This is a genomic window from Halomonas sp. SCS19 (assembly GCF_040147015.1).
Taxonomy (GTDB): domain Bacteria; phylum Pseudomonadota; class Gammaproteobacteria; order Pseudomonadales; family Halomonadaceae; genus Halomonas; species Halomonas litopenaei.
The window spans coordinates 3,177,987-3,190,168 of record NZ_JAMSHN010000001.1; the positions used below are offsets into that span (position 1 = coordinate 3,177,987).

A 12,182-nucleotide genomic window follows, 5' to 3' on the forward strand; every position below is an offset into this window, starting at 1 on the left:
GCAGAGAAGCGGCAAGCGCAGACGAGTTTGTGCAACGCAGGGTTCGAATTTTCGGCGGGGCAGTGGAGCCGAGGCCGAGGAGTCGGCGCCGGTGAAATTTTCTTCAATACCGAAGGGCGTCATCGCGTCAGCCTGAAACGCCATCCTGTGAGGCATGTGTGATGACGTTTTCTCTGGAAGAACTGCTGGCGATCTTCGCCTTCTCGCTGGTGGCCTCGATATCGCCGGGTCCGGTCAACCTGCTGATCCTGTCCACCGGCGTGGGTCACGGCTGGCGCCGAGCGATGCCCCTGGTGGTGGGTGCCAGCGGCGGTTTCACCCTGCTGCTGGGCCTGCTCGCCGCGGGGCTCGGGAGTGTCTGGCTGGCGCTGCCCGGGCTTCAGTGGCTGGTGCGCCTGGCGGGCCTGAGCTTTGTGGCCTGGCTGGCCTGGCGCCTGTTGACCGACGCAGGCGACTGGGGCACGGACCAGCGGCGTGAACCGCCGGGTCCCGCCACCGGCGCGCTGATGCAGTGGCTCAACCCCAAGGCCTGGATCGCCTCGTTGGCAGGGCTGGGACTGTTCACGGCGGGACGGGGAAGCGTCGATATCGCGCTGTTCACCCTGGTCTGGGGCAGTGTCTGTCTGGCGAGCGCCATCGGCTGGGCGTGGCTCGGTGGACACGCCCGGGGCTGGCTGTCGTGCGAGGCAAGACGGCGGGGCCTCCAGCGCCTGCTGGCGGCCTTGCTGATTTGCAGCGGCGCGCTGATGCTGCTGTGAGGCAGCTTGCGGCCACCGGTACGACGGTCAGGCGCGCTGCTTAAGGTGCTGAATCTGACCCTTCAACGGGCCTGGCATCTGACCTTTCAACGGGCCTGGCATCTGATCCTGCATCTGGCCCTGGATATAGTGCCCCGGGGTGGTGGCCAGCAGCTTCTTGAAGGTGCGCTGCAGGTGCGCCTGGTCGGCGAAGCCGCAGTCGTTGGCGACCGCAGCGATGGGATCGCCCCGTCGCAGTCGTTGCCTGGCATGACGCACGCGCAGGTCGATCAGCGCCGCATGGGGGGTGGTGGCATAGTGACGTCGAAAGCCCGAGATCAGGCTGGTGGCGCGGCACTCGGCGGCGGCGCAAAGATCGTCCAGGCGCAGCTCTTGCTGCCAGTCGTCGTGAAGCCGCTCCCAGACGCGCACCAGTCGCTCGGGAGGCGCGCCGTGTTCTGCCTCGCCTCGCGCCGGCAGGTCGAGCAGGCCTGTCAGGCGCTCGGCGAGCCGCTCAAGCACGGTCTCGCGCTCAAGCAGGCTGGCATCCCCATCGGCAAGGGCGTCGGTGGCGAGGCGGATGGCTTGGTGAAGGTGGGCGTCTTGCGTCGTCAGTGCCGAGAACACCGCGCCGTCGTCGCCGTCGAGGCCGCAGCGCTCGGTCAGCCAGGCGCTGTCCAGGTAGAGCATGTCGTAGCCCCAGTCTCGCTCGCTCAAGGCGTTGCAGGCGTGGACGTCGCCGGGGTTGATCAGCACCACGTCTCCCTGGCGCACCTCGAGGGTACGGTGGCGGTTGAGGAAGCTCGAGTGGCCCTGGACGATCGCGCCCAGCGAGTGGGTGTCGTGGCTGTGGGGCGCGTGGCTGAGCCGGTGCCCGCCCCTGACCCGGCGCGCCTCGACCTGGGGCATCCGCGGGTCGCGCAGGTAGCGGGAAAAGGTGGCAGCGATCCTGGGGGGCATGACGGTCTTCCTGGCAAGACGCCGTGGCTGCGCCGAGGTCTTCACTCTCGTCGATCCTGGGATGCCAGGCAAGAGACGCCTGCGCTGGATCAAGGGAGAGGGGAGTTTGTCAGGCATTTTTGGCGTCGCAACCCTTGGCGAGGCCAAAGCCTGATAGCCGTCAACGAGGCCCGCGGGGGGCATTGTTAAGGTCTGTCATCTTTTTTCAAGGCGCGCTGTCAATTCGACGAACGGTCAGGGGGACTTGGCTCGGCATCGGACAGCAGCGTCACCTCAGACATCGAGATCCACATGACAGACACCGTGACGTCCACCCGGGAGGCCGGCGAGGCCCCCAGCTATCGCGAGATGCACCGCGATGCCAGCGAATTTGCCAGCCGTTCCGACTACCTCGAGCATGAACTCAAGATCATGCGTCCCCGGCGCTATGGTCTTAATCTGATCGGCCGGGACTTCCACTTCGAACTCGAGGACCTGGTACCGGCCATCGCTGGCACCATCGGCATCATCGCCATGTACTCGGCGGTGATGATGTCCTGGGCCAATGGCCTGTCCGCCGCATGGCCCGATGTCACCCTGGGGCGCGAGTTCGCCATCGCCGTCTCGCGCCTGGAGATGCTGCTGCCGGTCCTGCTGTTCTGCGTGCTGGGCTCAGGTATCTTCAATCCGCGTGCCAACCTGGCCGGCAATCACGGCCCGATGATTCCGCTGATCGCCAGCATGGCCCTTGCCGGTGCCCACCCGCTGGCCCTGGCGCTGTGGATCGGCGCCTTTGGCCTCGGCCTTTCCTGGGTCAAGGGCGGCTCGCGCCTGGTCAACCTGACCTCCCAGGGCACCGCCGGTGGCCTGCTGATCTTTCTCGGCTTTTCCGGCGCCATGAGCCAGATCGGTAGCCTCAAGGCGTGGGGCATGGGGCTCGAGGGCCAGATGGGTTACGTCGCTCTGGTGGTGCTGGCGGTCAATATCCTGCTGTACGCCGTGCTGGCGCGGCTGGGCAAGCGCTGGCTGGCGATTCCCGCCTGCGCGGTCACCGGCCTGGTGGTGGCGCTGGCGCTGGGAGCGGGCTTCGATCTCGAGTTCACCACCGAGACCGGCCTGCCGCCGCTCAGCCCGAGCTACTGGTGGGGCAGCACCGACCGCGGCTGGATGCTGGGGCTGCCGAACATGCAGCACTTCATCGCCTCGCTGCCGTTCGCGATCCTGGCGGTTGCCATGTGGTCACCGGACTTTCTCGGTCATCGCATCTTCCAGGAGATGAACTATCCCAAGGGTACCGATCGGGTGTTGATGGACGTCGACGACACCATGACGATGTGCTCGCTGCGTCAGGTGGTCGGTACCGCCCTCGGCGGTGGCAATATCACCTCGTCCTGGGGCACCTATATGATCCCGGCGGCCATCGCCAAGCGGCCAATCCCCGCCGGCGCCATTTTGCTGGGGCTGTTGACCATCGCCATCGCCATCCTCGGCTTCCCCATGGACGTGGCGGTGTGGCCGCCGGTGATGTGCGTGGCGCTTTTGGTCGGAGTCTTCCTGCCGATGCTCGAGGCCGGCGTGCAGATGATCAAGGAAAGCCGCGACGCCCAGGCCGCCGGCGTTTGCCTGTTCGCCGCGGCGGTCACCAACCCGGTGCTGGCCTGGGCGGTGACCATGCTGCTCGACAACAACGGCTGGATCGGTGATCGCGAACGCGCCACCCGGCTGTCGCTGGCCGACCGTCTGATCATCCCCGCCTCGGTGCTGGCGGTGTGTCTGTTCGCCATGCTGGCGGTGGGCATGTTCGAGGGACAGTACGGGATTCCCGCGCTGTTCTAGATAGGCCGCAAGTGCCATACGCAAGAGGCCGCCCAAGGGCGGCCTCTTGCGTTATTGGTGAGTTGGTCGAGACACTTAGCCGACCGGCTTGCTTGGTGCTGGCGACTGAATCTTCGGGCCTGCCGTCAGTCGAGGCGAAACAGATAGAAGGGGCTCTCGATTACGGCCATGGCAGCGTGACAGAGGGCACAACGTGATATATGGCGGCCCCCCTGAGTACGGTGCTCGATTCGCCTCTCCACGCAAGTGGCCCTTCCACCGGCAGGAATGGAGAGGCGCGCTCAGCAAGCGATGGCCTGAATGCCTTTTTTCTGGATGACTGCCAGTAGCCTCAGCGCGGGCCCTCCAGGACGCTTCACGCCGCGCTCCCAGTCTGAGACCAGGTTCTTGCTGACGTTGAGGTAGCGAGCGAAGACAGACTGAGAAAGATTTTCGCGCTCGCGCAGCGCTCTGATGGCGTCGGGGGAAATCATTTCTACAGTGGTGAGGCAGCTCTCATCGAAGTCGCGCATCGTTTGCTTGTCGACGGCGCCTACCTCGTGCAGAGCTTCCATGGTTTCATGGATCGCCGCCATCGCTTCGCTACGGTATTTCTTCGCCATCGTCTTCCACCTCCAAAAAATGCCCCTTATGAATCAACTCGACCAGGTGCTCTTCTGACAGCTCGAGGATGTGTTGGGCGGCCCGTTTGAACGCAACCTTTTCCTCGTCGCTGATATTGCTCTGTTGGCTCTTGGCGAAGCCGTAAACGAAGAAGGCTCGGTGTGCCTGGCGGTAGAGGATGATCGTGCGGTAGCCGCCTGACTTGCCTTGCCCGGGACGAGCTACCCGCTGCTTGATCACGCCTCCGCCCAGGTCAGCATCGATCAAGCCCCGTTCCGCTCGCTGGATAGCGTCGCGCAGCGCGGCGGCGTCAAGTTTCTGTTTTCTGGCGAAGCGTTCAAACCAGGCGTTCTTGAAGATCCTCACCGGCCGTGTCCTTGCCATTCGTAGTGTACTACATAGTGTGACATCATGCGGCCCGCAGCAACTGTCCTGCCTGCAGCAGGGCGTTGCAGGGCAGTGTCTCCTTTTCGATGCATAAGACGCGGGGCATCAAGCAGAAAAAGAGAAAGGCAGAGCGGCCGGGCGATGTCCAGCCGCCGAGGGACTGCTGCCGAGGGACGGCTGCGGAGGGACGGCTGCCATGACAGGCAGCCCCGGAGATCACTCTTCCGGCTGGTACTTGTAACCGACGCCGTAGACGGAGCGGATGATCTCCCGCTCGGGCCAGATATCGGCGATCTTCTTGCGCAGCTTCTTGATATGGCTGTCCACGGTGCGCTCGGAGACGATGCGGTGGTCGCGGTACATGTGATCCATCAACTGCTCGCGGGCGAAGATTCGACCCGGCGAGTGCATCATCACCTTGAGCAGCTGGAATTCCACCGCGGTGAGGCCCAGGTCCTGTCCGTCGGCCAGGGCGCGCCAGCCGCTTTCGTCCAGCACCAGGTCGTGATTGGCTTCACTGTCCTGCTGGTGTGCCTGGCTGCGGCGCAGCACGGCCTTGACCCGGGCGACCACCTCGCGCGGGCTGAACGGCTTGCAGATGTAGTCGTCGGCACCCAGTTCGAGGCCCAGCAGGCGGTCGACCTCCTCGACTCGGGCGGTCAGCATCACCACCGCGATATCGGGCCAGCGCTGACGGATCTCGCGGCACAGGGTCAGGCCGTCGGTGCCAGGCAGCATCAGGTCCAGCAGTACCAGGCTGGGGCGCGACTCGGCCTCGCTGAGGTAGCCGACCACCTGGTCGCCGTGGTCGATATGGTGGGTGGCGTAGCCGCTGCCCTCCAGGTAGTCCGCCACCAGACGGGCGATCTTGGGTTCGTCCTCGACGATCAGGATGTCGTCGAGACTGGCGTCGGTGTCGTTCATTCATCGTCCTCGTGCTGCTGATGGTCCGGCAGGGCCGGAAAACGCAGGGTCCAGCATAACCCGCCAAGCTCGGAAGGGGAGGGGCGCATGTCGGTGTCGTGGGCGCGGGCCAGGGCGGTGGCGATGGACAGCCCCAGGCCGCTGCCGCCGCTTGAACGGTTGCGCGAGCCTTCCACCCGGTAGAGGCGTTCGGTCAGCCGCGGCAGTTCGTTGACCGGCACCCCGGGGGCGCTATCTTCCCAGCGCAGCACCCAGTCGTCGGCCTCACGCCGCAGCGATACCTTGAGTCGCCCCGGCGCCTGGGTGTAGGCGCAGGTATTGTCGATCAGGTTGTTCCATAGCTGGCGCAGGCGCTGCAGGTCGCCGCGAATCCACGCCGGGTCTTGAATATCGTGCTCGAGGGTCAGGCCATGATCGGCAAGCCAGCCCTCGGCTTCGTCCAGCCGGGTGGCCAGTTGCTCGCCCAGGTCCAGCGGTGCGAGCTGGACTTCCAGTGCGCCGGCGTCGCTCTGGGACAGCAGGCGCAGGTCGGCGACCAGGCGCTCTAGCTGGCCGACCTCCTGGGACAGCGAGCGCAGGTTGTCCTGGTCGAGGGCGCGAATGCCGTCCTGCATCGCTTCTATCTCGCCGCGCAGCACCGCCAGTGGGGTACGCAGCTCATGGGCAATGTCGGAAACCCAGCGGGTACGTGCCTCACGGCTGGCTTCCAGGGTTTCCGCCAGCACATTGAAGTCGTGGGACAGGCTGGACAGCTCGTCGCGACCGCGCTCCGGCAGACGGATGCTGTAGTCGCCCTCGGTCAGCCGGCGGGTGGCCAGCGCCATGCCGCGGGCGCGTCGGCCCATCCACCAGGACAGGGCGGCGGCCAGCAGCAGCGAGGTCAGCGCCAGTGCGATGACGATGATGGTCAGGTTGCGTTGCTGCTGGGCCAGAAACAGCCGGTCCATGCGTGCCATCAACTGTTCCGGTGGGCGATAGCCCAGGGTACCGACCTGGCGGCCCGCGCTCATCACCGGCAGCCAGCGCAGTTCGGCGGCCATGTCGTCCTTGTCCGGGGGCAGGCCGATCACCGGCAGGCCGCTTTCGTCATGGAGCACGAAGTCCCTGGGGTCGCCCAGGTCGCCTTCGATGCTCATCGGCGGCAGGTTGTCGCCGGGCCAAAGCTGGCGGCGTACCAGGTGGTGCCAGGCGCGCGGCGACTGGCGCAGCCACTGCCAGTTCTGGCGTCGCGCCCAGGCCTCGCCGAGGCCTTCCGCCAGGGTCTCGGCGCGCTGGGTCTGGGAGCGGTCGAGGTACTCGATGAAGCCCTGGTCGAGGCTGCGCGAAATCGCCACGAACACCAGCCCGGCGATGGCCACATTGACCACCAGGATGATGACGAAGAGCTTCAGACCCAAGCGTGAGAAGGCCGGGCGAAACAGGCGTTTCGCGGACATGCGACGATTCCTTGACCGAAATGGCGAAAAAGATGAACACAGCATGCCATCGTCGGCGCCAAAAAGGCGCCAATAACGGTGAAACCTTTGTGCAGCCTTCGCCGACGGATGAGTCGAGCGATCACCTCAGTCCGTAGCGGTCAGACCGTCAGGGACAGCTTTCCCCGATCAGCAGTCGCGTTCCCAATAGGCGGTTCTCGGCGGGTTCCAGACCCAGCACCATGCGCGCGGCGACGCGCCCCTTCTCGATGCTGTCCTGGCGCACGGTGGTCAGTCGTGGGGCTCGGTACTGGCCTTCTTCGATACCGTCGAAGCCGGTCAGGCGCAGGTCCTCGGGGACGCGGATGCCACGCTGTTCGGCCAGGGTCAGGACGGTCAGGGCGATGCGGTCGGACATGCACAAAAGCAGATCCGGGCGCTGTTCTGCCGGCAGGTCGAGAATCTTCTCGATCACCGGGGCGCAGACCGCGTGGGTGTTCTCGTCGATGTTCCACACCGGGACGCCGGTGGGGTCGATGTCGTGTTCGTCCAGGGCGCGGTGGAAACCGTCCAGGCGCGAGCGGGTGATGGTGCGATGGGCATCGAGGCAGCGATACTCGGCACTCACCGGGCCATTGTAGGATTCATCGATCAAGCGCAGGCTGAGGATGCCGACCCGCCGTGGACGTTTTTTCAGTGCGTGGCAGGCGATGGCGTGGCAGGCCGGTTCGTTGTCGATATGGACGGTGGGGCGGGCATCGATATGGAAATCCACCCCGACCAGTGGACGCTGGGCCGGCAGCTCGTTGATCAGCCGATCCCCGGGCATCAGACCATAGACGACAAAGCCGTCGGCCATGCTGGCGGAGCCCGGATGACAGAGTGCGTCGGCGTGACGGGGAGATTCGGGCTGACGTCCCGACAGCAGCAGCAGGGTGTGCCCGTGGGCGTCGAGCACCTCGGTGATGCCGGTCAGAAGCTCGCTTGAAACCGCGTCGTTGAGGCTGTAGGTCAGGGTCTCTGCCAGCACCACCGCGACGATGCGGGACTGCCCGGTGCGCAGGCTGCGGGCCCTGGCGTCGGGGCCGCGGTAGCCCAGGCGTCGGGCCTCCTCGAGGATGTGCTCGCGCAGGGCGCGAGACAACTGGTCGGGGCGATTGAAGGCGTTGGAGACGGTGGCCGTAGAGACCCCAAGTCGCTGGGCCAGATTCTTCAGGGTGATGGGGCGGTCCTCAGGATTCACCACGGGCTTGTCTTCCTTGCTGCGTGCACTCGACAGCATAAAGCGCTGGGCCACCAGGCGTCACGGCTTGGCAGCACAACCGGGCATCTTATTCCAGCATCACAGCGCTACCGAAAAGCGCTGAATGAGGGGTTGTCGTGATCCGGCATCAGAGTGCTTCCATAAAGCGCTGAATGAGTGGTTGTCGTGACCCGGCATCATAGGGCGACCATAAAGCGCTGAATGAGTGGTTGTCGTGATCCGGCATCATAGGGCGACCATAAAGCGCTGAATGAGTGGTTGTCGTGATCCGGCATCATAGGGCGACCATAAAGCGCTGAATGAGTGGTTGTTGCGACCCGGCATCATAGGGCCACCATAAAGCGCTGAATGAGTGGTTGTCGTGACCCGGCATCATAGGGCGACCAGAAACAAAATGAGTGGTGGTGACAGCAGCGACAGGATAAAGCCGCTGACCACGGCGATGGGCACGCAGCGCACGCCACCGTGCTGCTGGATCACCGGCAGGGTGAAGTCCATCGAGGTGGCACCGCCATAGCCGATTGCCAGGGGCGCGTAGCGTCGCATGACCAGCGGGATCAGTACGAAGGCCAGCAGTTCCCGGGTCAGATCATTGAAGAAGGCGACGCCGCCCAGCGCCGGACCCAGGTGTTCGCCGATCAGAATGCCGGACAGCGAGTACCAGCCGAAGCCCGAGGCCATGGCCAGGCCCTCGTTCCAGGCGAGCCCGAGCATCGGTGCAGCGGCGAGGCCACCGATCAGCGAGCTTGCCGCCAGGGTCATGGCGATGAACAGGCCATGACGATTGAGCAGGATCTGTTTGAGCGGCATGCCGGAGTTGCGCAGCTGGCAGCCGATCAGCGCCAGCAATACGTAGAGCACCCATTCTGCCAGGTGTTCCGCCAGCTCGAAGGGCGTCGTCCCCCAGCGTCCCACCAGCATCAGCCCGATGACCAGTCCGGCGATCACCACCCCGACCAGTGACAACGAACCCGCCATGGCCGCCAGCTTGCTGGTCGGGGCGCCGTCGATCACGCGTTTTTCGCCAAGGTCCAGGCGCAGTCGACGCGACAGCCACCACAGGGCGGCCAGGTTGAAGGCCGAGATGACCACGAACAGCAACAGCGCCTGGCCGCCCATGCGCGACAGCTGAGTGCCCAGGTCGGGGAGGCCCGCCAGGCTCACCCCCATCAACAGCAGGATCAGGTAGATCGATGCGCTGACGCCGCGATTGATCCAGGCCATGACGCTTGCACGGCGTACCGGCACCAGATAGCCCAGCACCAGCGGCAGCAGCACGATCAACAGACCGGTGAACATGAACGAACTTCCTTGCTCGATGGAGGCGGTGCGTGTCGGTCAGGCACCGCATCGATGAATTGCTGCGCTCGTGAGCCCGTGCGTCGAGGATGAGCAGGACAAATCGGTGGTCAACGGCGCGACCAAAAGCGCAATACTCTATGCAAGTTTCACAAGGGAGAAAAGACGACCAAAGCGTCAGTGGTCGGCAAGATCGGCGCCTTACCCCGGACGCCGACAAGGCATCCTGGCAACGAGCCGCCGGCCTCGGCGGGGCGGAAGGCCGGATGGTGGTGAGGCAGGGCGGCTGAACGAGCGCCTGACCAAGCGCGCAAAAAGGCGCCCGAGGAAGGGAGAGACGGAGCAGCTTCAGTTGTTGGAAGTGGCCAAGGAGGTCAGGCTCAGCCGACTGACCCGCTCGCCGCGTTTGATGTAGTCCACCCCCAGCAGCAGGCCGGGCAGGTCCGGGTGGAAGGCCACGACCATGTGGCGGTCGTCCTTGCCGGGCTCGACCAGGCGGACCCGCAGGGCGTCCACCATGCGCCCGTTCACGTCGATGGCGGCGGTGGGCAGAGGGCTTGCGACCAGGGTCTCGATGTCGCCCTTGTGATCGAGATAGTGAATCTCGCAGCCGCTGGCGCAGCGCTCTCGCTGGACGCTACGTGACAGATCCACCAGTGCGGTCTGACGGTCGGGGTGACGCCGTAGCTGACGGTTGTCCAGTCGGTAGCTCTTGCCGATGCCCAGCAGACGATAGCCACTGGAATAGCCCAGCGCACGCAAGCCGTCGCCGTTCTCGGCGAAGCGCGCGGTTTCCTGACCTTCGGCGATGGCCACCTGGGCGCGCATGTCGCTGCGCCAGTGATCGCCTTCGCGGTACACCCGATGGTGCACGGTGGCATCGGGCCAGCCATCCACCGACAGGTGGTAGCGGGCATCGAAGCTGGCCATCGATGCGGCTTGTGCCGCAAACGGCAGCAAGAACAGTAGCCATAGCAGCCCCGCCGCGAGGCGCGGGCGAAGAGACGGCAAGCGGTAGGCGATGGAGTTGCTGGGCATAGTAGCGTCCGCTGCTTGAGTGGCATATGGAAACGAGCTGTCACCTTGGGAGGCCGGTGCGCCCTGAAGGTTCCCCGGCGGGCTGGCAGAAGCACGGTCCAGTGGTTACGCTGCATTACAGCATGGTCGCCATCATGACCCTGCGCCGCCCCTCAATGACCAAGGAGTTTGCCACATGGCACGTTTGCTGCTGCTCGCGGGAGATTTTGTCGAGGACTACGAAATCATGGTGCCCTTCCAGGCGCTGCAGGCCATGGGGCATCGTGTCGATGCGGTGTGCCCCGACAAGAAGGAAGGCGACAAGGTCAAGACCGCCATCCATGACTTCGAGGGCGACCAGACCTACACCGAAAAGGCCGGGCATCTGTTCGCGCTAAACGAGACCTTCGCCGACATCACTCTGGCCGACTACGACGCCCTGGTCATCCCCGGTGGGCGAGCGCCGGAGTACCTGCGCCTGGACGAGCGCGTGCTGGAAGTGGTGCGCCACTTCGTCGACAGCGAGAAGCCGGTGGCCGCTGTCTGCCACGGCGCCCAGCTTCTGGCGGCGGCGGTGTCACTGTCTGGACATCGTATCTCGGCCTATCCCGCCTGCGCCCCCGAGGTACGCCTGGCGGGTGGCGAATTCGTCGACATCGAAGTCACCGACGCCATCACCTGCGGCAAGTTCGTGACCGCGCCGGCCTGGCCCGCGCACCCGGAGTGGCTGCGCCAGCTCAACGAATTGCTGTAGGCCCGCCAGTCCGGCCCCTTCTGGCCTGGGTACAGGCCCAGGCCAGGAGTGAGACCAGTCCCCCTGGAAACCTGGCCGCTGGGCTCTTGGCAGAAAGCCACTTGACGACGACTAGACGACTGGTCTAGTGTCTGGGGCATGACAACCAAGGCTCCTACACGTGACCTGTTGATACAGGTCGGCATGAACACCTTTGCCGAGCACGGCTATACGGCGACGGGCATCAATACGGTGCTCAAGGCTGCTGGCGTGCCCAAGGGTTCCTTCTACCACTATTTCTCCAGCAAGGAGGCCTTCGGCCTTGCCGTGGTCGAGGTGTTCGCCGAAGACTACGACGAGCGCTTCCAGGCGCTGCTGGTGAATTCCCACGACGCCCCCGTTGCGCGCCTGCGCCACTATTTTGAAGACGTGCGCCAGGCGATGGCCGAGTGCGGCCACACCCGGGGTTGCCTGATCGGTACCCTCGGCCAGGAAATGTCATCCCAGAGCGATTGTCTGCGCGATGCCCTGGACGCCATCTTCAAGCGCTGGGAAGGCTACTTCACCAGCTGCCTCAAGGAAGGCCAGGCCGACGGCAGCGTGCGTGACGACATCACGCCCCAGGCCATGGCGGCCTTTATTCTGGCGGGCTGGCAGGGGGCGCTGCTGCGCTCCAAGATGGCCAGAACCTGTGAGCCACTGACCGAATTCGAGAATACCTTACTGGCCTGTATCAAACGCTAACGCATCGAGGTGAAGGCGTGGCAGGGTGGGTCCTCGATTCCCCTGCCGTTTTCTTGGCCCTAAGTAATAATAGACTGGTCTATAAAAGCCTCTATTTTTGTACAAAACTGCTTGATATGTGATGCATGAATTGTACGGTAAGGGCTGAACATTCGCTAAGACGTTAGTCGAACACCTTGGGCAGCCGTTGGCGACGAGCCAACGAAGCGCCAGCCACCGTGCAGCCGTGCATCCTCGCTGAGGCCGCAGCGCCTCGTGGTATCAGCTTCACGACAGGAGATTTC

Annotated in this window: 12 protein-coding genes; 4 read left to right on the forward strand and 8 right to left on the reverse strand. The window is 64.6% G+C overall.

Annotated features, from left to right (window positions below; translation table 11 throughout):
• Positions 1-161: 161 nt before the first annotated feature.
• Positions 162-758 (forward strand): LysE family translocator, encoded by a 597-nt coding sequence (locus NFH97_RS13855; RefSeq protein WP_349624965.1) that lies wholly within the window; start codon positions 162-164, stop codon positions 756-758.
• Between the two features lie 27 nt (positions 759-785).
• On the opposite strand, the gene NFH97_RS13860 is transcribed toward NFH97_RS13855, so the two are convergent.
• Positions 786-1,697, reverse strand: a complete 912-nt coding sequence (locus NFH97_RS13860) for a helix-turn-helix transcriptional regulator (protein ID WP_349624966.1) — start codon at positions 1,695-1,697, stop codon at positions 786-788.
• 291 nt (positions 1,698-1,988) lie between these two features.
• On the opposite strand from NFH97_RS13860, the gene NFH97_RS13865 reads away from it, so the two are divergent.
• Positions 1,989-3,512, forward strand: a complete 1,524-nt coding sequence (locus tag NFH97_RS13865; protein WP_349624967.1) for a DUF3360 family protein — start codon at positions 1,989-1,991, stop codon at positions 3,510-3,512.
• Between the two features lie 281 nt (positions 3,513-3,793).
• Here NFH97_RS13865 and NFH97_RS13870 read toward each other — a convergent pair whose 3' ends face one another.
• The 7 genes from NFH97_RS13870 to NFH97_RS13900 form a co-directional block, all read right to left on the reverse strand.
• The gene (locus tag NFH97_RS13870; RefSeq protein WP_108132465.1) at positions 3,794-4,114 is read right to left on the reverse strand and encodes a helix-turn-helix domain-containing protein; all 321 of its coding nucleotides are present in this window, start codon (positions 4,112-4,114) and stop codon (positions 3,794-3,796) included.
• The gene (locus NFH97_RS13875) at positions 4,095-4,481 is read right to left on the reverse strand and encodes a type II toxin-antitoxin system RelE/ParE family toxin (RefSeq protein WP_348814726.1); all 387 of its coding nucleotides are present in this window, start codon (positions 4,479-4,481) and stop codon (positions 4,095-4,097) included. Before NFH97_RS13875 ends, NFH97_RS13870 begins: the two co-directional genes overlap by 20 nt.
• A 237-nt stretch (positions 4,482-4,718) precedes the next feature.
• Positions 4,719-5,426, reverse strand: a complete 708-nt coding sequence (locus NFH97_RS13880; RefSeq protein WP_045994066.1) for a response regulator — start codon at positions 5,424-5,426, stop codon at positions 4,719-4,721.
• Positions 5,423-6,862 (reverse strand): ATP-binding protein, encoded by a 1,440-nt coding sequence (locus NFH97_RS13885; protein ID WP_349624968.1) that lies wholly within the window; start codon positions 6,860-6,862, stop codon positions 5,423-5,425. The genes NFH97_RS13880 and NFH97_RS13885 overlap by 4 nt, the downstream gene beginning before the upstream one ends.
• 148 nt (positions 6,863-7,010) lie before the next feature.
• The gene (locus tag NFH97_RS13890) at positions 7,011-8,138 is read right to left on the reverse strand and encodes a LacI family DNA-binding transcriptional regulator (protein WP_349624969.1); all 1,128 of its coding nucleotides are present in this window, start codon (positions 8,136-8,138) and stop codon (positions 7,011-7,013) included.
• Positions 8,139-8,477: 339 nt separating this feature from the next.
• Positions 8,478-9,404 (reverse strand): LysO family transporter, encoded by a 927-nt coding sequence (locus NFH97_RS13895; RefSeq protein ID WP_222570125.1) that lies wholly within the window; start codon positions 9,402-9,404, stop codon positions 8,478-8,480.
• A 348-nt stretch (positions 9,405-9,752) separates the two neighbouring features.
• On the reverse strand, positions 9,753-10,442 hold the full coding sequence (locus NFH97_RS13900) for a hypothetical protein (protein ID WP_349624970.1): 690 nt from the start codon (positions 10,440-10,442) through the stop codon (positions 9,753-9,755).
• 175 nt (positions 10,443-10,617) lie between these two features.
• On the opposite strand from NFH97_RS13900, the gene NFH97_RS13905 reads away from it, so the two are divergent.
• Together NFH97_RS13905 and NFH97_RS13910 are read left to right on the forward strand one after the other, a co-directional pair.
• The gene (locus NFH97_RS13905) at positions 10,618-11,175 is read left to right on the forward strand and encodes a DJ-1/PfpI family protein (RefSeq protein WP_045992037.1); all 558 of its coding nucleotides are present in this window, start codon (positions 10,618-10,620) and stop codon (positions 11,173-11,175) included.
• A gap of 138 nt (positions 11,176-11,313) precedes the next feature.
• The gene (locus NFH97_RS13910) at positions 11,314-11,898 is read left to right on the forward strand and encodes a TetR/AcrR family transcriptional regulator (protein ID WP_108132469.1); all 585 of its coding nucleotides are present in this window, start codon (positions 11,314-11,316) and stop codon (positions 11,896-11,898) included.
• Positions 11,899-12,182 lie beyond the last annotated feature (284 nt).

Excerpts from the sequence above, each read along its gene's own strand:
- NFH97_RS13855 (WP_349624965.1), top strand. The coding sequence starts at position 162 with ATGACGTTTTCTCTGGAAGAACTGCTGGCGATCTTCGCCTTCTCGCTG.
- NFH97_RS13880 (WP_045994066.1), bottom strand. The coding sequence starts at position 5,426 with ATGAACGACACCGACGCCAGTCTCGACGACATCCTGATCGTCGAGGAC.
- NFH97_RS13895 (WP_222570125.1), bottom strand. The coding sequence starts at position 9,404 with ATGTTCACCGGTCTGTTGATCGTGCTGCTGCCGCTGGTGCTGGGCTAT.
- NFH97_RS13865 (WP_349624967.1), top strand. The coding sequence starts at position 1,989 with ATGACAGACACCGTGACGTCCACCCGGGAGGCCGGCGAGGCCCCCAGC.
- NFH97_RS13905 (WP_045992037.1), top strand. The coding sequence starts at position 10,618 with ATGGCACGTTTGCTGCTGCTCGCGGGAGATTTTGTCGAGGACTACGAA.
- NFH97_RS13860 (WP_349624966.1), bottom strand. The coding sequence starts at position 1,697 with ATGCCCCCCAGGATCGCTGCCACCTTTTCCCGCTACCTGCGCGACCCG.
- NFH97_RS13885 (WP_349624968.1), bottom strand. The coding sequence starts at position 6,862 with ATGTCCGCGAAACGCCTGTTTCGCCCGGCCTTCTCACGCTTGGGTCTG.
- NFH97_RS13870 (WP_108132465.1), bottom strand. The coding sequence starts at position 4,114 with ATGGCGAAGAAATACCGTAGCGAAGCGATGGCGGCGATCCATGAAACC.
- NFH97_RS13910 (WP_108132469.1), top strand. The coding sequence starts at position 11,314 with ATGACAACCAAGGCTCCTACACGTGACCTGTTGATACAGGTCGGCATG.
- NFH97_RS13900 (WP_349624970.1), bottom strand. The coding sequence starts at position 10,442 with ATGCCCAGCAACTCCATCGCCTACCGCTTGCCGTCTCTTCGCCCGCGC.